This is a genomic window from Nocardia sp. JW2, assembly GCF_051843015.1.
GTDB classification, from domain to species: domain Bacteria; phylum Actinomycetota; class Actinomycetes; order Mycobacteriales; family Mycobacteriaceae; genus Nocardia; species Nocardia coubleae.
On record NZ_JBPXLK010000001.1, the window covers coordinates 348,783 to 368,567 of the forward strand.

At 68.6% G+C, this 19,785-nt stretch carries 22 protein-coding genes; 13 read left to right on the forward strand and 9 right to left on the reverse strand.

The window, feature by feature from the left end:
• Positions 1–42 precede the first annotated feature (42 nt).
• Both ACSVDM_RS01575 and ACSVDM_RS01580 read right to left on the reverse strand, forming a co-directional pair.
• Complete coding sequence (locus ACSVDM_RS01575) at positions 43–2,016, reverse strand: UvrD-helicase domain-containing protein (protein WP_439262192.1); 1,974 nt, start codon at positions 2,014–2,016, stop codon at positions 43–45.
• A 131-nt stretch (positions 2,017–2,147) separates the two neighbouring features.
• Positions 2,148–3,098 carry a quinone oxidoreductase family protein gene (locus ACSVDM_RS01580; RefSeq protein ID WP_439262194.1) on the reverse strand — a complete coding sequence of 317 codons (951 nt, stop codon included), beginning with the start codon at positions 3,096–3,098 and terminating at the stop codon, positions 2,148–2,150.
• 121 nt (positions 3,099–3,219) lie between these two features.
• Here ACSVDM_RS01580 and ACSVDM_RS01585 point away from each other — a divergent pair, with 121 nt between their 5' ends.
• Positions 3,220–3,798, forward strand: coding sequence for a TetR/AcrR family transcriptional regulator (locus tag ACSVDM_RS01585; protein ID WP_439262196.1), 579 nt, complete (start codon positions 3,220–3,222; stop codon positions 3,796–3,798).
• An 18-nt stretch (positions 3,799–3,816) separates the two neighbouring features.
• Here the strand turns inward: ACSVDM_RS01585 and ACSVDM_RS01590 are convergent, their stop codons facing one another.
• A complete protein-coding gene (locus tag ACSVDM_RS01590; protein ID WP_067636602.1) occupies positions 3,817–4,440 on the reverse strand; it encodes an alpha-ketoglutarate-dependent dioxygenase AlkB in 624 nt (207 codons plus the stop codon).
• Positions 4,441–4,535: 95 nt separating this feature from the next.
• Positions 4,536–5,339 (reverse strand): LLM class flavin-dependent oxidoreductase, encoded by an 804-nt coding sequence (locus ACSVDM_RS01595; protein WP_439262198.1) that lies wholly within the window; start codon positions 5,337–5,339, stop codon positions 4,536–4,538.
• Positions 5,340–5,499: 160 nt separating this feature from the next.
• Here ACSVDM_RS01595 and ACSVDM_RS01600 point away from each other — a divergent pair, with 160 nt between their 5' ends.
• Both ACSVDM_RS01600 and ACSVDM_RS01605 read left to right on the forward strand, forming a co-directional pair.
• Positions 5,500–5,994: a VOC family protein gene (locus tag ACSVDM_RS01600; RefSeq protein ID WP_439262200.1), complete on the forward strand. Its 495-nt coding sequence runs from the start codon at positions 5,500–5,502 to the stop codon at positions 5,992–5,994.
• A gap of 7 nt (positions 5,995–6,001) precedes the next feature.
• On the forward strand, positions 6,002–6,802 hold the full coding sequence (locus ACSVDM_RS01605; protein WP_439262202.1) for a MerR family transcriptional regulator: 801 nt from the start codon (positions 6,002–6,004) through the stop codon (positions 6,800–6,802).
• 25 nt (positions 6,803–6,827) lie between these two features.
• Here ACSVDM_RS01605 and ACSVDM_RS01610 read toward each other — a convergent pair whose 3' ends face one another.
• From ACSVDM_RS01610 to ACSVDM_RS01625, 4 genes are all read right to left on the reverse strand, one after another.
• The gene (locus ACSVDM_RS01610; protein ID WP_439262204.1) at positions 6,828–7,205 is read right to left on the reverse strand and encodes a hypothetical protein; all 378 of its coding nucleotides are present in this window, start codon (positions 7,203–7,205) and stop codon (positions 6,828–6,830) included.
• A gap of 142 nt (positions 7,206–7,347) precedes the next feature.
• The gene (locus ACSVDM_RS01615; RefSeq protein WP_439262652.1) at positions 7,348–7,614 is read right to left on the reverse strand and encodes a GNAT family N-acetyltransferase; all 267 of its coding nucleotides are present in this window, start codon (positions 7,612–7,614) and stop codon (positions 7,348–7,350) included.
• Positions 7,551–7,763, reverse strand: coding sequence for a hypothetical protein (locus ACSVDM_RS01620; RefSeq protein WP_439262690.1), 213 nt, complete (start codon positions 7,761–7,763; stop codon positions 7,551–7,553). The genes ACSVDM_RS01615 and ACSVDM_RS01620 overlap by 64 nt, the downstream gene beginning before the upstream one ends.
• 222 nt (positions 7,764–7,985) lie before the next feature.
• Positions 7,986–8,276: a hypothetical protein gene (locus ACSVDM_RS01625; RefSeq protein ID WP_439262206.1), complete on the reverse strand. Its 291-nt coding sequence runs from the start codon at positions 8,274–8,276 to the stop codon at positions 7,986–7,988.
• 455 nt (positions 8,277–8,731) lie between these two features.
• On the opposite strand from ACSVDM_RS01625, the gene pyrR reads away from it, so the two are divergent.
• The 7 genes from pyrR to pyrF are packed head-to-tail and all read left to right on the forward strand — an operon-like array spanning position 8,732 to position 17,424.
• Positions 8,732–9,361, forward strand: coding sequence for a bifunctional pyr operon transcriptional regulator/uracil phosphoribosyltransferase PyrR (pyrR, locus tag ACSVDM_RS01630; RefSeq protein ID WP_067636070.1), 630 nt, complete (start codon positions 8,732–8,734; stop codon positions 9,359–9,361).
• Entirely contained in the window at positions 9,358–10,311 is a 954-nt protein-coding gene (locus tag ACSVDM_RS01635; protein ID WP_439262208.1) for an aspartate carbamoyltransferase catalytic subunit, read from the forward strand. The genes pyrR and ACSVDM_RS01635 overlap by 4 nt, the downstream gene beginning before the upstream one ends.
• On the forward strand, positions 10,308–11,606 hold the full coding sequence (locus ACSVDM_RS01640; RefSeq protein WP_357146012.1) for a dihydroorotase: 1,299 nt from the start codon (positions 10,308–10,310) through the stop codon (positions 11,604–11,606). Before ACSVDM_RS01635 ends, ACSVDM_RS01640 begins: the two co-directional genes overlap by 4 nt.
• 12 nt (positions 11,607–11,618) lie before the next feature.
• Positions 11,619–12,137, forward strand: a complete 519-nt coding sequence (locus ACSVDM_RS01645) for a PH-like domain-containing protein (RefSeq protein WP_067636064.1) — start codon at positions 11,619–11,621, stop codon at positions 12,135–12,137.
• On the forward strand, positions 12,124–13,239 hold the full coding sequence (carA, locus tag ACSVDM_RS01650) for a glutamine-hydrolyzing carbamoyl-phosphate synthase small subunit (protein ID WP_439262211.1): 1,116 nt from the start codon (positions 12,124–12,126) through the stop codon (positions 13,237–13,239). Before ACSVDM_RS01645 ends, carA begins: the two co-directional genes overlap by 14 nt.
• Positions 13,239–16,601: a carbamoyl-phosphate synthase large subunit gene (carB, locus tag ACSVDM_RS01655; RefSeq protein WP_439262213.1), complete on the forward strand. Its 3,363-nt coding sequence runs from the start codon at positions 13,239–13,241 to the stop codon at positions 16,599–16,601. The genes carA and carB overlap by 1 nt, the downstream gene beginning before the upstream one ends.
• Before the next feature lies 1 nt (position 16,602).
• On the forward strand, positions 16,603–17,424 hold the full coding sequence (gene pyrF / locus ACSVDM_RS01660) for an orotidine-5'-phosphate decarboxylase (RefSeq protein ID WP_439262654.1): 822 nt from the start codon (positions 16,603–16,605) through the stop codon (positions 17,422–17,424).
• A gap of 131 nt (positions 17,425–17,555) precedes the next feature.
• On the opposite strand, the gene ACSVDM_RS01665 is transcribed toward pyrF, so the two are convergent.
• Complete coding sequence (locus tag ACSVDM_RS01665) at positions 17,556–17,900, reverse strand: DUF6463 family protein (protein ID WP_439262215.1); 345 nt, start codon at positions 17,898–17,900, stop codon at positions 17,556–17,558.
• A gap of 30 nt (positions 17,901–17,930) precedes the next feature.
• Between ACSVDM_RS01665 and ACSVDM_RS01670 the strand changes: the two genes are divergently transcribed.
• The 3 genes from ACSVDM_RS01670 to gmk all read left to right on the forward strand — a co-directional run bounded on the left by ACSVDM_RS01670 (position 17,931) and on the right by gmk (position 19,783).
• The gene (locus ACSVDM_RS01670) at positions 17,931–18,521 is read left to right on the forward strand and encodes a TetR/AcrR family transcriptional regulator (RefSeq protein ID WP_439262216.1); all 591 of its coding nucleotides are present in this window, start codon (positions 17,931–17,933) and stop codon (positions 18,519–18,521) included.
• Between the two features lie 348 nt (positions 18,522–18,869).
• Positions 18,870–19,190 (forward strand): integration host factor, actinobacterial type, encoded by a 321-nt coding sequence (gene mihF / locus ACSVDM_RS01675; protein WP_030203531.1) that lies wholly within the window; start codon positions 18,870–18,872, stop codon positions 19,188–19,190.
• A 5-nt stretch (positions 19,191–19,195) separates the two neighbouring features.
• A complete protein-coding gene (gene gmk, locus ACSVDM_RS01680) occupies positions 19,196–19,783 on the forward strand; it encodes a guanylate kinase (RefSeq protein WP_357146025.1) in 588 nt (195 codons plus the stop codon).
• Positions 19,784–19,785: the final 2 nt, after the last annotated feature.

Sequence of the window (19,785 nt, forward strand, 5' to 3'; positions counted from 1 at the left end):
AACCACCGACATCTCGCCGTCTTCCCACGGCGGCACAGCCGATCAGTCGCGCACGATCCCCAGCCAGACATAGTCCCTGGCCCGGGTCACCGCGACGAACTGCTGACGCATCAGCAGGTCGTAGCGTTCCTGCTCGGCATCGGTGCGCGGTGGTGGGGTGGGTTGGGTGAACGGGTGGATCACCGCGCGGAAGTCCAGGCCCTTCGCCCGGTACACGGTGCCCACCTTGACGCCGCTGTCGGTATCGGCGCAGCGGTAGTCGACGAGCTCCTGTGCCGCGATGCCCCATTCGCGCAGCGTGCGCAGGACGGCGTCGGCCTCGGCGTTGGTGATCGTGATGACGGCGGTGTCCGACAGCGAGATCCCCTCGGCGACAATGCGATCGAGCTGGCGCCGAAGGTGGTCGGGCAGTTCGGCGCTGGTGCAGGTGATCTGTTCGGCGTATCCGTCGGGCAGGGCGGCATCGGTGAGGTCGAGGCTGTGCCGGTCCGGGGTGTCGATATCGTCGACCGGGCAGGCGCCGTCCAGGCTCGCGGCCAGTTTCAGGATCGCGTGCCGGTTGCGGTAGTTCCTGGTGAGCTTCTCGCTGCGACCGACGATATTGATGTCGGCATCGATGAAACGCCAACCGCCCGCGTAGATCTGCTGCTGGCGGTCGCCGACGAACAGCAGCGAATTCGGTTCGTCGCCGGTGAGCGCGTGCACCAGGCGCACTCCCTGCAGGGTCATGTCCTGCATTTCGTCGACAACGACCATCGCGTACGGTCGCGGCAGCGGGTTGGTGCGCAGTTCGTCGAGTGCGGCGGTGATGACGTCGTTGCCGTCGTAGCACTGGCGTTCGGTGCGGATCCGCTCGTATTCCACGTACAGATTCCACACGTGTACGCGCTGGCTGGTGCGCAACGCGACGCGCCTGCCCCGGCGGTCCAGCCCGTCGTAGGCGTCGAAGCCCGCCTCGGTGGGCGGTAGGCCACGGCCTTTGATCACCCGATCGATCTCCTCGCGCCAGTAACGGGGATCGGGGGCGGCGTTCGTGAGCGGGCTCGAGCGGCCGACCTTGGCCCACGCGCGATTGAACGCGGTCTCGGTGCGGCGCAGTTCCATCTTGCGGTGGATACCGCGTTCGGCGAGGAAGTCCTGCGCCCAGGAGTGCAGGTTGGTGAATTCCGCGCGACCCACCGTCGGCAGCAGGCGGGCGAACGCGGATTCCTGGCACGGCGGCAGGTTCTTCACCAGTGTGGTGAACAGCAGCGGTCCCGTGCTGCGGCGCGCCCGGTGCGCCATCCGGTGCAGCGCAAGCACTGTCTTGCCGGATCCGGCCGGGCCGACGATGCGGGCAGGCCCGTTGTGGTTGCGGGTCACCAGGGCGAGCTGATCGGGATCGAGGAACGACAGCCAGGTCGGGAACGGTTTACGCAGCGCACCGGTCAGATGGTCGGTGCGCAGCGACTCCACGTCGAGCAGGCCGTCGGACTCGGCGGGTGCCTGCTCCGGTTCCACGCGGGGCACCGCCCGGTAGTCGGAGTTGCGTCGCGCGGTGTGTTCGGCGAGCGCACCGGCCAGCCGGGCGGGCATCACGGGCTTGCGACTCAGCAACGACCGAACCGTGGCATCGGTGCACACCACGAACCGTCCGTCCGCGCCGGTGTGCCTGCCCGGTGGCAGCACGAACACCAATTCGACGGTCTCGCGCACGAATTCGTTGCCGTTCGGCCCGATCTTCACGCCGGTGAACATCTGTTCGGCTTGTGCGCGCAACCGCCGGATCTGCGCCTCACCGGGCAGCTCGTCCACCACGTTGACCGCGAAAACCCCACCGGGCCCGACGATCACCGCATCACACCGCCCCGCGGGCGCGGGCTGCCGACGATGCAGCAGCAGCCGCCACCTGTGCCGTCCGGCCAGCAGTACCGACGTGTAAACGCCACGCGACCGCCCCGGCATTTCCTCGACGGTCTCGGCGAGCGCCTCCTCGGCCCGCACCCGCAGAACCTCATGATCATTACTGGAAACCATCACGCCACCCCACTGTTCCGCGCACTCCAACGCCCCTCCAGTATCGTCCGATACCCAAGCAACAGAACGCATTTCGGATCAACAGGTGACCGTGGGCCCACACCCGACCGGTCGGATTGCCGACCGCTGATTCACGGACGCAACAACACACTGCCCATCGCGACACGATCCTCGAGCATCCGATGCGCCTTCGCGGCGTCGGCCATCGGGAGTACCGCGTCCACCACCGGAACCAGCCGCCCCTGCGCCGCGGCGTCCAGCGCCGCCGCGCCGTGTGCGGCCACCGTGCCCGACCACGCCGGACCCGCGCACCCGGTGAGCGTGAGCCCACGCAGGATCAGCTCCGCGGCCGTGACCTGCGCCGGGGCTCCGGCGAGCCACCCGTAGCTGAGGATTCGGCCGCGCAGCGGGGTGACGAAGTCGAGCACGGGTGTCAGCGAGTCGCCGCCGATCGAATCGAAGACGACGCCAAGGGTGTCGTCACCGAGTAGTGCCGGTAGTTGCCGCACCCAGTCCGGTGCGTTGTGGTCGACGACCTCGTGCGCACCGTTGGCGCGGGCCAGTTCGGCTTTCGCGGGGCCGCCCGCGGTGGCGATCACCCGCAGTCCCGCCGCGGCGCACAATCGGGTGAGGCTCGCACCCACTCCGGTCGCCGCTGCCTCGACGAGCACGGTCTCCCCTGCGCTCGGCGCCGCGGTGTCGAACAGCGCGGTCGCCACCGACCCGGCCATCAGGATCGCCGCGGCGGCGTCCAGTTCGAGACCGGCCGGGACGACAGTGACCGAATCCGCCGACACCGCGACATATTCGGCATACGACCCGTATCCGGGTGTGGACACCACCACGCGCGCGTCGACGAGCCCTGGATCCGCGTCGGCACCGACTTCGACCACGGTGCCGGCTGCCTGGAACCCGAACACCGCGGGGAGTTGCGCGGGAAACGGGAAGGCTCCCGACCGCAGCAGGGTCTCCGGGTAGAGCACCGGGACGGCTTCGATCCGGACGAGTACCTCACCCGCCGCTGGTCGTGGGGTGTCGACTTCCTCGACGACCAGGACTTCGGGCGCGCCGGTGGTGGTCATTACGATTGCTTGCAACGGAACTCCATAAGTTGACTGACGGTCCAGTTCTCTCGGTGAGAGACGATATGGACCGTCGGTCAACTTTGTCAACGGATCGGCATGTGCCGAGGAAATGAGTGCGATGGGCGAGGGTCGTCGGGTCGAACGAGCCGATGCCGCGCGCAACCGGCGGGCAATTCTCGAGGCGACCATGGCGCTGCTCGACGAGCACGGCGCCGCCGGCGTGACCATGGACCGGGTCGCGGCGGCGGCGGGGGTCGGGAAGGGCACCATCTTCCATCGCTTCGGTAGCCGCTCGGGCCTGCTCTACGAACTCATCGCGGAGGGGGCGACCGAGCTCATGACGCGGGTTCTCGACGGCCCGCCGCCGCTGGGCCCCGGCGCGCCCGCCGGTGACCGGTTGCTCGCGTTCTTCGATGCGATGACCTGCCTGGTGACCGATCATGTCGAACTGATCGCCGCGTACCGCGCGATGCCGCCGCATCCGCGCACCGAGGAGTTCCACGCGTTCTGGGCCGAGCACATCAGCACGCTCCTCCGGGAGGTCAGGCCTGATCTCGACGCCGAAACCGTTGGTGCGCTGCTGCTTTCGTCGATCGGTGGCGACCTCGGCCAGCAGATGGCCAGGGCCGGGGAGGTCGCGCGGTTACGGGCGGCCGTTCAGGACATGGTTCGCTCGGTGCTGAACACGCCCCGGTGAGGAGCCGTCGGCGGCGGTTCAGCGGACGCCGCGGGGGCGGAACTGGATGCTGATGCGTGGACCGACCGGACGTGCGGTCTTGGGAACGGCGTGTTCCCAGGTGCGCTGACACGCGCCGCCCATCACGAGCAGGTCGCCATGACCTGCGGTGAAGCGGACGCTGGCGCCGCCTCCTCGGGGCCGTAGGAGCAGGGCGCGCGGGGCGCCGACGGAGACGATCGCCACCATGGTGTCGTGGGTGGCGCCACGGCCGATGGTGTCGCCGTGCCAGGCGACGCTGTCGCGACCGTCGCGGTAGAAGCACAGCCCCGCGGTCCGGAAGGGTTCGCCCAGTTCGGGCAGATAGTGCTCGGTGAGGGCGTCGCGGGCCTCGACCAGCACCCGATCCGGCAGGGGATCGTGTTCGCCGAAGAAGGAGATCAGGCGCGGCACGTCGACCACCCGGTCGTACATCGGCCTGCGTTCGGCGTGCCACGGCACCCGCTCGGCGAGTCGATCGAACACCTCGCTCGCCCCGCTCAACCATCCGGGCGCGACATCGACCCAGGCGGTGGCGTCGAGCTGGGTCCGCCGGAGAGCGTCCAGCGAACCCAGCGCAATCGCCTCACCGTCGAACAGTGAACCTTGCAGGGGCATCGACATGACCGCCATTCTAGCGCGTATTCGAACGTATGTTCGCATACCTGCCGACCGGGATTCCGTACGCCAGTGCGGGTGATCGGCACTCCCGCGAGGTCCTATGTCCCGGCGAGCGCGGCGACCACCGGGGCGAACCGTTCGGCGAAGTCGGCGCCGACGACGATGTAGGAGAAGCCTGCTTCCTCGCGGCGGCGCCGGATTTCGTCGATGGCGGCGGCGGGGTCGTCGGGGAGGACGGTCAGGGCGTCGGCGGCGCGGAGCGCGGCGGGATCGGTCGCGGGGTGGGCCATGTGCGGGGCGACGGTGTCGCCGATCACCGGGACGGCCAGGGCCAGCTCGGGGCCGTTGCCGGTGCGGAATTCGCGGGTCAGCCGCTCGACCTGGTTCCGGGGTCGATCGTCTAGCGGGAAGGTGACCGTGTCGGCGATCTCGGCCGCCAGGGCCCGCGCCTTCGGGCCGTACACCGCCATCGCCACCGGGGTGCGCCGGTCCGGGCCGTCGAGTTCGCGCAGCCGGTCGACGGTTTCCCGGATGTGGGCCAGCCGTTCACCCGGCGGAACGATCGGCAGGCCCTTGTCCCGCAACTCGTCCTCGATGCCACTGCGGCCGGTGCCGATTCCCATCTCGAACCGGCCGTCCGTCAGGAGCGACAGCGAATGCGCTTCCCAGGCCGTCATCCACGGCGGGCGCAGGGGAGAGGCATACACCCAGGTCCCCACGCGCAGGTCTGTCAGTGCGGCAGCGGTGGCGAGCATGGGCGCCGGCGCCGGTTGCGTGAGCGGGAAATCGGCCACCAACAGGGTCGAATACCCGAGCCCGGCGATCCGCCGAACTCGCTCCCGCCACACCTGCGCCTCACTCCTGAGCGGAGCGACGACCCCGAACCGAAACTTCCTGACCATCGGCGAACACCTCTCTGTCGACATCTGACGCATGTTCCGACGACGACCCCGCCCGAAATTCATCGCCGACTCGCTCGTGCGACTGCCCGACCGGGAACTTCGGTGCGCTCGACGCGGCAGACTTGACCCTCACGTAACGTCAGGCTCGACGATCGCTCGTATGAACTTTCCAGCTTTCGAGATGAGCCCGGTGCCCGTTCCCGGTCCAGATGCTGTTGCGCTGCAACCGTTCCGCGGTATCTATGGGATGCCGATGTTCGTGATCGTGCCGTGTGCCGATATCGCGAAGTCGGTGGAATTCTGGGTGGAGGGGCTCGGGTTCTTCGACTTCTTCACCGCGCCGGGGCAGGTGACGCACCTGCGGCGGTGGGCGTTTCAGGATGTGCTTCTCGTGCCGGGGGCGCAGGCGGAAGGACCGGGTGGGCTCACGGTGAGTTTCTCCTGCGTGCTCGATGAGATCGACGGCATCGCCGAAGCGTGCGAGCGCGCGGTGCCGGGGTGCACGGTCGGCCCGCGGGTGATGCCGTGGAATTCGATGGAACTCGAGGTGGTGACACCGGAGCAGACGCGGGTGGTGATGACCGCTGCCCGCCCGTACGACCCGGACAGCCCGGCGGCCGAGCACCTGCGGTCGATGGGGATCGAGGGGCCATGACGGCACAATGGTGGTCGTGACCACCTCGCCACGCACCGTCGGCGCCACGGCGCGGCTGCTCGGTGTCACCACCCGCACCCTGCATCACTGGGATGCGATCGGGTTGGTCTGCCCGTCGGAGCGCAGCCCCGGCGGGTACCGGCTCTACAGCGCGGCCGAGGTGGCGCGTGCCCACCGTGTGCTGGTCTACCGCGAACTCGGCGTACCCCTCGACGACATCGCGGGCCTGCTGGACGCACCGACCGCCGACGCTCTCAGCACCCTGCGCGAGCAGCGCGCCGAACTCGAGGCCCGCATCCATCGGCTACGCGGGATGGCCGATGCGGTGGATCGGCTGATCGAGGCACGCGAGTCGGGCATCCTGCTTCCCGCCGAGGACCAGGTCGCGATCTTCGGCGAGGGATGGGAACCGACGTGGGTCGAGCAGGCCCGCGAACGCTGGGGCGAGACTCCGCAGTGGGCGCAGTACGCCGAACGCGTGGCCGACCGCACGCCCGAGGACTGGCGCAAGATCTCCGACGACCTGTCCGCCCTGCACACCGACCTCGCCGCGGCGCTGCGCGACGGTGTCACACCAGGCAGCCCGGAAGCCGACACCCTCGCCGAACGCCACCGCGCCTCCCTCGCGGTCTATTTCGACTGCACCCACGCCATGCACGTCTGTCTGGCCCGCACCTACCGCACCGAGCCCGGCTACACCGACTTCTACGACTCCCTCGCACCTGGCCTGACCCGCTGGCTGTGCGCCGTCATCGACGCCAACGCCCGAGCCAATGGCATCGACCCCGCCGCCGCGACCTGGAGTTGACTGCCGTCTTCACCGGGTGGGGCGTTCAATTCGCGAGGACGACCAGACCGGCGCCGACCAGCGCCACGAGTGCGATCACGTCGGCACGGGCCACCCGAAGGGTTCGCGCGTTGAGTTTGCCCGGCCCGATCACCGCGGTGAGCACGAGAAACGAAGCGGTGCTGACGATTCCGGCCGTGAGCGTGACAGTCCTGGCGGCAGGAACCACCGCGCCGAGAACCAACCCGAACCCCACCGTCGCGAGCAACACCGCGCGATGACGCAGGAGAAGCTCCAGATCCTTGTCTGTGACCTCGGTGCCATAGGCGGTGCTCGCCCGTCGCGGCGACAACGCGACCACACCCGGCACGATGTGCAGAATTCCGACGCCGACCAGCAGCGTCGCGACGATGCCTGCTCCCACCTTGCGCTCCTCCGTTTTGCCTACCTGAAGTCGTGCAAGCATGTCCGGTACTGGCGGACGACCACTTCCGTAAACGTGTCGTATCCGAGCGGACGGCTTCGGCCGTGGCGCGCAGTTTCGTCGAGAACGCGCGTCACGAGCCCTATGCGGTGGTCGCCCAGACCTGATAGCGACCGGAATCCCCCGGAGCCCCGGCTGCGCGCAGACCGGTCTCGACCAGGCGATAACCGAGCCTGCGAGGCACTGCCGCGCTGCGGACATCGGCCGCATCGCAACGGATTTCGACGCGCCCGATGTGGGGGAGCGCGAGGGCGGCGGCGGTGAGCGCGCGCGCCGCCCGCGTGATCACGCCGCGACCGGTATGGGCGACGTGACACCAATACCCGATTTCCAGTGCTCCGGCCGCCACACGGTCGTGCAGCCCGATGCCACCGGCGACTTCGCCTGGCGCAGTGAAGATTCCGTACAGCTGTCCACGTCCTCCAGTCGCCACCGGCGCACGACCAGATCACCCAGGTCGATACGCGCCGGCGGCGTCGCCGCGATGTCGATTTCCATAGTCGATGGTCGCCGGACCGGGAACGCCGCGTCAAAGCGTTTTCACCGAGCGGTCAGGAGAGGCGGTCGAGAATTCCGAGGGCGATATCGGTGGCGGCGATCATCGACCTCACCGAGGCCGTCCGCCCCTGAGTCGTCACGTTGTTTCGCGCAGGCGCTGCGTGCGGCAACGACCTGACCTGGGCCGCCGACCGTGAGAGTTCCCCACGGTCGGCGGGTGGCTCAGCTTCCCTGGGTCAGATGGTTGTAGATCTCGTGGATGGTGATGGTGGGCTGGGTGGTGATGCCGGCCTCTTGGCTCAGCGGCCCGATGGTGGTCTGGGCGAACTCCTGGAACTGCCCTGCGGACTCCCACACATCGGTGACGTGAAAGCCGTCATCGGTCTTCCTGACCAGATGAAAGATCATCCCGGGCCCGCCGGGCCCTCCGTGCTCGAACCCCATCTTCTTTATGACCTGGTCGTACTGCTCCATCGTCGCGCCGGGGAAATCGAGTTCGACGGCAACAGCCATAACGTCATCTCCTTGTCAAAGGTGCGGAAGATCCCGCGAAATCGCCCGCCCACGGCACAAAGTCCAGCGGTCGAGCAGGAGGGAGCGACTACAGGCCCGGCTCGTCGAGAGGGGGTCGCAAAGATCACCGTGGCCCGGCACTCCGATCGGACCACGCTTGCGCTGAACGGCGACACCACCTCCGCGCTACCGCATGTGGTGCGCATCACAGTGTAGTCGGCGCTCCGGTGACCGACAAGACAGCGCCCTGTCGCCCTGCGGCTGGAAATCACCGCGCTCGCAGGGCTTTCGATCGGGCTGTGATCGTCACCGCACCCACTGTCGCCAGTCGCGCCCCATGGCCGTGCTCACAGGTGGGACGACCTGGTCAAAGGCGGGTTCCGGCGCTGATAGGGTGGAGCGCGAGTTAGACATCCTTTAACGGACCGTCCGGTGAGGCGGGGAAGGAGGTCGGCATGGCTGTGCCCGAACGGGCGGCCAAAACCGGCGCGGGCGAAACATCGCAGCGGCACACCCCGGAATGGGTGGCGGCTGGGCGGGAGCTGTTGTCGCCGTCGGATGTGCAACGCACCGTAGCGCGCATCGCGCACCAGATCATCGAGAAGACCGCCCTGGATTCCGGCGACGCCGACGCACCGCGGGTGGTTCTCATGGGAATCCCCACGCGCGGCACCACCCTGGCCAACCGGCTGGCGGACAAGATCGAGGAGTTCTCCGGCGTCCGGCCCGCGCTCGGCTCGCTCGACATCACCCTCTACCGCGACGACCTGCGCAGCCGTCCGCACCGTCCGCTGGAACGCACCTCGGTGCCCGACGGCGGCATCGAGAACGCCCTCGTCGTCCTCGTCGACGACGTGCTGTTCTCCGGGCGCACCGTCCGCAGCGCCCTCGACGGCCTGCGCGACCTCGGCCGTCCCCGCGCCGTGCAGCTGGCGGTCCTCATCGACCGAGGCCACCGCGAACTGCCGATCCGCGCCGACTACGTGGGCAAGAACGTGCCGACCTCGCGTGCCGAGGACATCTCGGTCCTGCTCACCGAACACGACGGCCACGACGGCGTCTACCTGCATCAGGAGGCGAAATGAAGCACCTGCTGACCGTCGCCGACCTGGATCGCGCCGCCGCCACCGAACTGCTCGACGAAGCCGAACGCTTCGAACAGGCCCTGCTCGGCCGCGAAGTGAAGAAGCTGCCGACCCTGCGCGGGCGCACCGTGATGACGGTGTTCTACGAGAACTCCACCCGCACCCGCGTCTCCTTCGAGGTCGCCGGTAAGTGGATGAGCGCCGACGTGATCAATGTGAGCGCGTCGAGTTCGTCGGTCTCCAAGGGCGAATCGCTGCGCGACACCGCGCTCACCCTGCACGCGGCGGGCGCCGACGCGCTGATCGTGCGCCACCCCGCCTCGGGCGCGGCGCATCAGATCGCGCGCTGGATGGAGCAGTGGGCCAAGGAGGAGAACCGCCAGGCGCCGTCGATCATCAACGCCGGCGACGGCACCCACCAGCACCCCACCCAGGCGCTGCTCGACGCGCTGACTCTGCGTCAGCGCCTCGGCGACGTCGAGGGCAAGCGGGTGGTGCTGGTCGGCGACATCCTGCACAGCCGGGTCGCCCGGTCCAACGTCGTGCTGCTCGACACTCTCGGCGCCGAAGTGGTGCTGGTCGCGCCGCGCACGCTGCTGCCGGTCGGGGTCGACGCCTGGCCCTGCCGGGTCGCGACCTCCGTCGACGCCGAACTGCCCGGCGCCGACGCGGTGATGATGCTGCGCGTGCAGGCGGAGCGGATGAACGGCGGGTTCTTCCCGTCGGCCCGCGAATACTCGATCAACTACGGATTGTCCGAGCGCAGGCTCGCGCTGCTCGACGACGACGCGGTGGTGCTGCACCCCGGTCCGATGCTGCGCGGCATGGAAATCGCCTCGGCCGTCGCGGACTCACCGAAAGCCGCTGTGCTGCAGCAGGTTTCCAACGGTGTGCACATGCGGATGGCCGTGCTGTTCCGGCTGCTCGTCGGTCAGGAGGAAACGGTATGACTGAGCTGCTCATCAAGAACGTGAAGCCTTACGGTGAGGGCGAGCCGGTCGACGTGCTCGTGCGCGGCACCGTCATCGCCGAGATCGGTTCCGGTCTCACGGCCGCCGACGACGCCGAGATCATCGAGGGCAACGGCCAGATCCTGCTGCCCGGCTTCGTCGACCTGCACACCCACCTGCGCGAACCCGGCCGCGAAGACACCGAGACCATCGAAACCGGTTCCGCCGCGGCCGCTCTCGGCGGGTACACCGCCGTGTTCGCCATGGCCAACACCAGTCCGGTCGCGGATTCGCACGTGATCACCGATCACGTGTGGCGGCGCGGCCAGGAGGTCGGCCTGGTCGACGTGTTCCCCGTCGGCGCGGTGACGGTCGGCCTGGAAGGCAAGCAGCTCGCGGAGATGGGCACCATGGCCGCCGGTGTCGGCCAGGTGCGGATGTTCTCCGACGACGGGCACTGCGTCTACGACCCGCTCATCATGCGGCGCGCGCTCGAGTACGCGAATTCGCTCGGAGTCCTGATCGCCCAGCACGCCGAGGAGCCGCGCCTGACCAAGGGCGCCGTCGCGCACGAGGGTCCGAACGCCGCCCGGCTCGGTCTGGCCGGCTGGCCGCGGGCCGCCGAGGAGTCGATCGTCGCGCGTGACGCCCTGCTCGCCCGCGACGCCGGTGCCCGCGTGCACATCTGCCACGCCTCCACCGCGGGCACCGTCGAGCTGGTGAAATGGGCCAAGTCCCAGGGGATTTCGATCACCGCCGAGGTCACCCCGCACCACCTGCTGCTCGACGACTCGCGCCTCGAGACCTACGACGCGGTCAACAAGGTGAACCCGCCGCTGCGCGAGGCCTCCGACGCCGCCGCGCTGCGTCAGGCCCTGGCCGACGGAATCATCGACTGCGTCGCCACCGACCACGCCCCGCACGCCGAACAGGACAAGTGCTGCGAGTTCGCGGTGGCGCGCCCCGGCATGCTCGGCCTCGAGACGGCCCTGTCGATCATCGTGCAGACGATGGTGCAGCCGGGTCTGCTCGACTGGCGCGGTGTCGCGAAGGTGATGAGCGAGAAGCCCGCCGCGATCGTCGGACTCGACGACCACGGCCGCCCGATCGCCGTCGGCGAACCCGCCAACCTCACCCTCGTCGACCCCGACGCCGAGTGGACGGTGCGCGGCGCCGAACTGGCGAGCATCTCGAACAACACGCCGTTCGAGGACATGACGTTCCCGGCCGAGGTCACAGCCACCGTGCTGCGCGGCCGGGTAACTGCCCGCGAGGGCAAGGCGGTCGGGATCTAGGGAGGCCAGGACGTGGAGAGAACGCTGTGGGTAGTCGGGCTGCTGGCGGTATTCGTACTGTGCCTGTGGCTGATGTACCGGGCCTGGCAGAAGAAAGCCGCGAGCCAGCAGTCGCGGATCGGTGACCTGCCGACCGTGCCCGCCGAACTGGGTGCGCAACTGCTGGAGCCGACCACCGGTCTGTACCTGGGCAGCACCTTCGCACCCAGCTGGCAGAACCGGATCGCGGTCGGTGACCTGGGGTTCCGCGCGACCGCCGAACTGACGCGGTTCGAACGCGGGATCCTGCTCGAACGTGACGGGGCGACGCCGATCTGGATTCCGCAGGAATCCGTGACGGCCGTGCGCACCGAGCGCGGACACGCGGGCAAAGTGATGACGGACAATGGTGTGCTGGTAATTCGCTGGACACTGCCGACCGGAACCGAGATCGATACCGGATTCCGGGGCGACGACAAGACGGTGTACCCGGCATGGACCGCGGATGCGACCAGGGTGACGACGGGAGACGAGACGAATGACGAAAGTTAAAGCAGCCCTTGTGCTGGAGGACGGCCGCGTGTTCCGCGGTACGGCCTTCGGCGCCGAGGGGCAGACCCTGGGTGAAGCGGTGTTCTGCACCGCGATGACCGGGTACCAGGAGACCCTCACCGACCCCAGCTACGACCGCCAGATCGTGGTGGCCACCGCCCCGCAGATCGGCAACACCGGCTGGAACGACGAGGACGACGAGTCCGGCAAGATCTGGGTCGCCGGCTACGCCGTGCGCGACCCCTCGACCATCTCGTCGAACTGGCGCGCCACCGGCACGCTGCAGGATCAGCTCGACAAGCAGAACGTGGTCGGCATCGCGGGCATCGACACCCGCGCGGTCGTGCGCCACCTGCGCACCCGCGGGTCGATGAAGGCGGGCATCTTCTCCGGTGCCGCCCTCGCCGGTGACGAGGAACTGCTCGCCCGCGTGAACGGTCAGCCGTCCATGCTCGGCGCGGACCTGGCCGAAGAGGTCAGCACCGACGGCATGTACACCATCGAGCCGGTGGGCGATCACCGCTTCACCGTCGTCGCGGTCGACCTCGGCATCAAGACCAACACCCCGCGCATGTTCGCCGAACGCGGTGTGCGCACCCACGTGGTGCCGTCGAACACCTCCCTCGACGACATCCTCGCGCTGAACCCCAACGGTGTGTTCCTCTCCAACGGCCCCGGCGACCCGGCCACCCAGACCGGCGCGATCGCGCTCACCCAGGGTGTGCTCGAGCGCGGGATCCCGCTGTTCGGTATCTGCTTCGGCAACCAGATCCTGGGCCGGGCACTGGGCCGCGAGACCTACAAGATGAAGTTCGGCCACCGGGGCATCAACATCCCGGTCGTAGAAGAGGGCACCGGCCGCATCTCCATCACCGCGCAGAACCACGGCTTCGCCCTCGAGGGCGAGAAGGGCGAGCAGTTCGACACGCCCTTCGGCAAGGCCGAGGTCTCCCACGTCTGCGCCAACGACGGCACCGTCGAGGGCGTGCGACTGATCGACGGTCGCGCCTTCTCGGTGCAGTACCACCCCGAGGCCGCCGCAGGCCCGCACGACGCCGCATATCTGTTCGACCGTTTCGCCGGTCTCATGGAAGGAGCCTGATGCCTCGCCGCGAGGATCTGAAGCACATCCTGGTGATCGGCTCTGGCCCGATCGTGATCGGCCAGGCGTGCGAATTCGACTACTCCGGTACGCAGGCGTGCCGGGTGCTGCGGTCCGAGGGACTGCGCGTGTCGCTGGTGAACTCCAACCCGGCGACCATCATGACCGACCCCGAGTTCGCCGACTCCACCTACGTGGAGCCGATCACCCCGGAGTTCGTCGAGAAGGTCATCGAGAAGGAACGCCCCGACGCGATCCTGGCCACCCTCGGCGGGCAGACCGCGCTCAACACCGCGGTCGCGCTGCACGAGAACGGGGTGCTGGCCAAGTACAACGTCGAGCTGATCGGCGCCGACTTCGACGCCATCCAGCGCGGCGAGGACCGGCAGAAGTTCAAGGACATCGTCGCCAAGGTCGGCGGTGAGAGTGCCCGCAGCGCCGTCTGTTACACGATGGACGAGGTGCGCGCCACCGTCGCCGAACTCGGCTACCCGGTGGTCGTTCGCCCCTCCTTCACCATGGGTGGCCTCGGCTCGGGCATGGCCTACAACGAGGAAGACCTCGACCGCATCGCCGGCGGCGGCCTGTCGGCCTCGCCCACCGCGAACGTCCTGATCGAGGAGTCCATCCTCGGCTGGAAGGAATTCGAGCTCGAGCTCATGCGCGACGGCCGCGACAACGTGGTCATCGTCTGCTCCATCGAGAACGTCGACCCGATGGGCGTGCACACGGGCGACTCGATGACCGTCGCCCCCGCGATGACGCTCACCGACCGCGAGTACCAGAAGATGCGCGATCTGGGCATCGCCATCCTGCGCGAGGTCGGCGTCGACACCGGCGGCTGCAACATCCAGTTCGCGGTCGACCCGAAGGACGGTCGCCTGATCGTCATCGAGATGAACCCGCGCGTCTCGCGGTCCTCGGCGCTGGCATCGAAGGCCACCGGCTTCCCGATCGCCAAGATCGCCGCCAAGCTGGCCATCGGCTACACCCTCGACGAGATCGTCAACGACATCACCGGCGAGACCCCGGCCTGCTTCGAGCCGACCCTGGACTACGTCGTCGTGAAGGCGCCGAGGTTCGCGTTCGAGAAGTTCCCCGGCGCCGACGCCACGCTGACCACCACCATGAAGTCGGTGGGCGAGGCGATGTCGATGGGCCGCAACTTCTCCGAGGCGCTCGGCAAGGTGCTGCGCTCGCTCGAGACCAAGGCGGCCAGCTTCTGGACCGCCGAGGACGGGCAGTGGGCGCCCAAGGATCCCAGCGATCCGGCCTCGGTGCGCGAGGCGATCGACGCCATCCTCGCCGACCTGCGTGTGCCGACCGAAGGTCGCATCTACCAGGTGGAACGGGCCCTGCGCTACGGCGCCTCGATCGAGGAAGTCGCCGCCGCCTCCGGTGTGGACCCCTGGTTCGTCGCCGAGGTCGCCGCCCTGGTCGAGCTGCGCCAGGAGGTGCTCGACGCGCCCGTTCTCGACGAGGACCTGCTGCGTCAGGCCAAGCACTACGGCCTGTCGGACCGCCAGCTCGCCGCCCTGCGGCCCGAGCTCGCCGGTGAGGCGGGCGTGCGCTCGCTGCGTCACCGCCTCGGCGTGCGCCCGGTGTACAAGACCGTCGACACCTGCGCCGCCGAGTTCGAGGCCAAGACCCCGTACCACTACAGCTCCTACGAGCTGGATCCCGGCGCGGAGTCCGAGGTCGCGCCGCAGCGTGAGCGCGACAAGGTCATCATCCTCGGCTCCGGCCCGAACCGCATCGGCCAGGGCATCGAGTTCGACTACTCGTGTGTCCATGCGGCGCAGACACTCTCGGCCGCGGGCTACGAGACCGTGATGGTCAACTGCAACCCCGAGACCGTCTCCACCGACTACGACACCGCCGACCGCCTCTACTTCGAGCCGCTGACCTTCGAAGACGTGCTCGAGGTGTACCACGCGGAGTCGGAATCGGGCACCGTCGCCGGTGTCATCGTGCAGCTCGGCGGCCAGACCCCCCTCGGTCTGGCGCAGCGGCTCACCGACGCCGGTGTCCCGGTGGTCGGCACGTCCGCGGCCGCGATCGACCTGGCCGAGGACCGCGGCGAGTTCGGTGACGTGCTCGTCGCGGCCGGCCTGCCCGCCCCCAAGTACGGCACCGCCACCACGGTCGAGCAGGCCAAGAAGATCGCCGCCGAGATCGGCTACCCGGTGCTGGTGCGCCCGTCCTATGTGCTCGGCGGGCGCGGCATGGAGATCGTCTACGACGAGAAGTCGCTCGAGGGTTACATCTCCCGCGCCACCGAACTCAACCCGGACCATCCGGTGCTCGTCGACCGGTTCCTGGAAGACGCCATCGAGATCGACGTCGACGCCCTGTGCGACGGCGAGGAGGTCTACCTCGGCGGCGTGATGGAACACATCGAGGAAGCGGGCATCCACTCCGGTGACTCCGCCTGCGCGCTGCCCCCGATCACCTTGGGCCGCAGCGACATCGAGGCCGTGCGCCGCTCCACCATCGCGCTGGCCAAGGGCATCGGCGTGAAGGGCCTGCTCAACGTGCAGTACGCCCTCAAGGACGACGTGCTCTACGTCCTCGAGGCCAACCCGCGCGCCAGCCGGACGGTCCCGTTCGTGTCCAAGGCCACCGCGGTGCCGCTGGCCAAGGCGTGCGCCCGGGTGATGCTCGGCGCCACGATCGCCGAGCTGCGCAAGGAAGGCATGCTGCCGCCCGAGGGCGACGGTGGCCACGTGCCGCTCGACGCGCCGGTCGCGGTGAAGGAAGCCGTGCTGCCCTTCCACCGGTTCCGTCGCGCCGACGGCTCCGGCGTGGACTCGCTGCTCTCCCCGGAGATGAAGTCCACCGGCGAGGTCATGGGCATCGACGCCGACTTCGGCACCGCCTTCGCCAAGAGCCAGGCCGCCGCCTACGGCTCGCTGCCCACCGAGGGCACGGTGTTCGTATCGGTCGCCAACCGCGACAAGCGCGCCATGGTGTTCCCGATCAAGCGCCTGCACGACTTCGGCTTCCGTATCCTCGCCACGGCGGGCACCGCGGAAACCCTGCGCCGCAACGGCATTCCGTGCGAACAGGTGCGCAAGCACTCCGACCCGGCGACCACCGATCCGGCCACCGGAATGCCGGAGGCCTCCATCGTGGAGCAGATCCGCGACGGCGAGATCGACATCGTGTTCAACACTCCCTACGGCAACTCGGGCCCCCGCGTGGACGGCTACGAGATCCGCACCGCCGCGGTGGGCGCGAACATCCCCTGCATCACCACCGTGCAGGGCGCGGCGGCCGCGGTGCAGGGCATCGAGGCCGGCATCAACGGTGGTCTCGGGGTGCGTTCGCTGCAGGAACTGCACTCGAAACTGCGTGGCTGACATGACATTCGGTCACCGGTTGCAGCACGCCATGCGGCAGTTCGGTCCGGTGTGCGTCGGCATCGACCCCCACCCCGCCCTGCTACGGGCGTGGGGGCTCACCGAAGACGTCGACGGGCTGGAGGCGTTCGCCGAGATCTGTGTCGAGGCCTTCGACGGTCGCGTCGCCCTGGTGAAGCCGCAGGTCGCGTTCTTCGAGACCTACGGCTCCGGCGGCATCGCGGTCCTGGAACGCACCATCTCGGTGCTGCGTGCCTCGGGCACCCTGGTGCTCGCCGACGCCAAGCGCGGCGACATCGGCTCCACCATGGACGCCTACGCGCACGCCTGGCTCGGTGACGGGCCGCTCGGTTCCGACGCCGTGACGGTCTCGCCGTACCTCGGTTTCGGGTCGCTCGACCCGGCACTGAGCCTGGCCGAGGCCAACAGCCGTGGCGTGTTCGTCCTGGCGGCGACATCCAATCCCGAAGGGGCGCAACTGCAGCGGATCACCGCGGCCGACGGGCGGACGATCGCGCAGACGATGGTCGACGAGGCCGCCGCACGCAACACGGGCGACGGATTCGGCTCCGTCGGGGTGGTCGTCGGCGCCACGCTCACCGAGGCGCCCGACCTGTCGAAGCTCAACGGGCCCATCCTCATGCCGGGAGTGGGCGCCCAGGGCGGGGGAGCGGACTCGATCCGCGCGCTCGTCGCCGAGGCGAACCTGTCGGCGGTGGTCCCGAATGTGTCGCGTGAGGTGCTCAACGCGGGCCCGTCGGTGACGGCGCTGTGCGACAAGACCGCTCAGCTGCAGGAGGAGTTCGCCTTCCTGCAGGCCTGATATCTGCTGTGACGGAGCCGGAGTGGCGTGCGAGCCGCTCCGGCTCCGTCGTCGTACCCCCGTAAGGGTGCCGAAATGGCCTCTGGCGCAATTGTTTTCGAGTTCCCGATGGTCCGGGTGGATCGACGCGTTCAGGCGGCGACGAGGGCGTTCCTGGCCCGCCACCAACCGAACGCGCCGACCCCGACCGGGACGAGCAAGGTGACGAACCCCGACAGCGGTTGGTAGATCAGCCCGCACGCCGTCACCAGCGCCAGCGTGCCGAGCACCGGTGCGGGCACGAACCCACGCGCCCGTTCCAGGTCGATCATGGCCAAACCGAGGCCGACGCCGACCACGCCGAACAGGGTGAACCAGAACGACAGCTCCGTGTCCTGATCGCCCGCCGCCAGCAGTGCGATGCCCATGACCGTGTGCACCCCCGCGATGAAGATCAACGACGCTCCGGCGAGCGGAAAACGAGTTTTTGAATTCATATTCATAAACTGTGCCACTAGGCTGACGCGGTGGCAAGACCCCGTCTCTTCACCGACGATCAGGTGCTCGACGCCGCCCGTGACCTGCTCGCCGACCCGGCGGTCGCCCGGCCGTCGATCGCCGCCATCGGCCAGGCCGCGAGCGTGCACTCCGGCTCCATCTACGTGCGTTTCGCCTCACGTGACGAACTCCTCGCCCGGTTGTGGCTGCGTTCGATCCGGCGCTTCCACGAGGGTTTCGTCGCCGCGCTGCGCGGGCCGCAGCCGCTGCTGTCGGCGGCCGTCTTCCTGCCTCGCTACTGCCGTGAGCACCCCACCGAGGCCAGGGCGATGAAGATGTTCCATCGGGAAGAATTGCTCGATGTGGGGCCCGAGGAGCTGCGGACCGCGATCGCGGGCGTCAACGACGAGATGCAGGCCGCGCTGCTGGCCGCCGTATCGACCGAATTCGGGGTCGTCGACGACGAGTCCCGGGCGATCGCCGAGGCGGCGGTGAAGGCGATTCCGTACGGATTGGTTCGCGATTACATCGCCCGAGCCGCCCCGATTCCGGGCTGGATCGACGACGTGACCGCGACCGCCGTGGGGGCCGTACTGGACCGGTTTCGCGCCCGCAAGTGACGACACGCGGTACGAAAACGTGCGACACGCGCATAAATTCGGGAAAGTCGCTGGTCGCGCCGCACCGGGTTTGCCGGGCCGGCCGACCGTGCTCACGCTACCCGGTGGCTAACATCGCCCAAAACGGTATAACCGCAGGTCCAGACGTGTTTCCGAAATTCGGCGGTACGATCGGATGGCGGGAATCCGACCTCGCCGCATCATGCCCGCGCGCGCCATACGGCATCCGTAATCCGCCCCTGACCTGGGGGTCGGGTTCGCAATCGGCGGGCACCGTGGGTACGGTCGCACAGACCGTCCGGGTAACCGGCGGTAGATCTAGCAATGAACGATGAGACGGAGGAACCCGTGGCCCTTCCCCAGCTGACTGACGAGCAGCGCGCCGCTGCTCTGGAGAAGGCGGCTGCCGCTCGCCGCGCTCGGGCAGAGCTCAAGGAGCGCCTGAAGCGAGGCGGCACCAACCTGAAGCAGGTCCTCACCGACGCCGAATCCGACGAGATCCTCGGCAAGATGAAGGTGTCGGCGCTGCTCGAGGCTCTGCCGAAGGTGGGCAAGGTCAAGGCCGCCGAGATCATGACCGAGCTGGAGATCGCCCCCACCCGGCGTCTCCGTGGCCTGGGCGACCGTCAGCGCAAGGCGCTGCTGGCTCGCTTCGACTTCGACTCCTGATCCAGGTGGTCGAACAACACACGCGGAAGGGCCGACTGGTTGTACTGGTCGGCCCCTCGGCCGTCGGCAAGTCCACGGTCGTGCGGTGCGTGCGGGAACGTCTGCCCGAGCTGGTTTTCAGCGTCTCGGCCACCACCAGGGCCCCGCGCCCCGGCGAGGTCGACGGACGCGACTACCGCTTCGTTTCCCGAGCCGATTTCGACGCCATGATCGAGGCGGACGAACTGCTCGAATGGGCGGACATCCATGGGGGGTTGCAGCGATCGGGCACCCCCGCGGCGCCGGTGCGTGCGGCACTGGACGCCGGACGATCGGTACTGCTCGAAGTCGACCTGGCCGGTGCGCGGTCGGTCCGGCAGGCGATGCCGGAAGCACTGCTGGTGTTTCTCGCCCCGCCGAGCTGGGAAGAACTGGTCTCGCGGCTGCGTTCACGCGGTACCGAGACCCCCGAGGTGATCGAGCGCAGGCTCGAGACCGCCCGGGTCGAATTGGCCGCACGTGACGAGTTCGACACGGTCATTGTGAACGCCGAGGTGACGACCGCCTGCGAGCAGTTGGTATCCTTGTTCGTTAGCACAAATTCGAGTTCTTGACC

Bases quoted from the DNA above. Each gene is read 5' to 3' on its own strand.
- ACSVDM_RS01640 (WP_357146012.1), top strand. From the start codon at position 10,308: ATGACTGAGCTGCTCATCAAGAACGTGAAGCCTTACGGTGAGGGCGAG.
- carB (WP_439262213.1), top strand. From the start codon at position 13,239: ATGCCTCGCCGCGAGGATCTGAAGCACATCCTGGTGATCGGCTCTGGC.
- ACSVDM_RS01580 (WP_439262194.1), bottom strand. From the start codon at position 3,098: ATGACCACCACCGGCGCGCCCGAAGTCCTGGTCGTCGAGGAAGTCGAC.
- ACSVDM_RS01600 (WP_439262200.1), top strand. From the start codon at position 5,500: ATGAACTTTCCAGCTTTCGAGATGAGCCCGGTGCCCGTTCCCGGTCCA.
- ACSVDM_RS01665 (WP_439262215.1), bottom strand. From the start codon at position 17,900: ATGAATTCAAAAACTCGTTTTCCGCTCGCCGGAGCGTCGTTGATCTTC.
- ACSVDM_RS01620 (WP_439262690.1), bottom strand. From the start codon at position 7,763: ATGGAAATCGACATCGCGGCGACGCCGCCGGCGCGTATCGACCTGGGT.
- pyrR (WP_067636070.1), top strand. From the start codon at position 8,732: ATGGCTGTGCCCGAACGGGCGGCCAAAACCGGCGCGGGCGAAACATCG.
- ACSVDM_RS01605 (WP_439262202.1), top strand. From the start codon at position 6,002: ATGGTGGTCGTGACCACCTCGCCACGCACCGTCGGCGCCACGGCGCGG.
- pyrF (WP_439262654.1), top strand. From the start codon at position 16,603: ATGACATTCGGTCACCGGTTGCAGCACGCCATGCGGCAGTTCGGTCCG.
- ACSVDM_RS01595 (WP_439262198.1), bottom strand. From the start codon at position 5,339: ATGGTCAGGAAGTTTCGGTTCGGGGTCGTCGCTCCGCTCAGGAGTGAG.
- ACSVDM_RS01575 (WP_439262192.1), bottom strand. From the start codon at position 2,016: ATGGTTTCCAGTAATGATCATGAGGTTCTGCGGGTGCGGGCCGAGGAG.
- ACSVDM_RS01590 (WP_067636602.1), bottom strand. From the start codon at position 4,440: ATGTCGATGCCCCTGCAAGGTTCACTGTTCGACGGTGAGGCGATTGCG.
- carA (WP_439262211.1), top strand. From the start codon at position 12,124: ATGACGAAAGTTAAAGCAGCCCTTGTGCTGGAGGACGGCCGCGTGTTC.
- ACSVDM_RS01585 (WP_439262196.1), top strand. From the start codon at position 3,220: ATGGGCGAGGGTCGTCGGGTCGAACGAGCCGATGCCGCGCGCAACCGG.
- ACSVDM_RS01625 (WP_439262206.1), bottom strand. From the start codon at position 8,276: ATGGCTGTTGCCGTCGAACTCGATTTCCCCGGCGCGACGATGGAGCAG.
- ACSVDM_RS01635 (WP_439262208.1), top strand. From the start codon at position 9,358: ATGAAGCACCTGCTGACCGTCGCCGACCTGGATCGCGCCGCCGCCACC.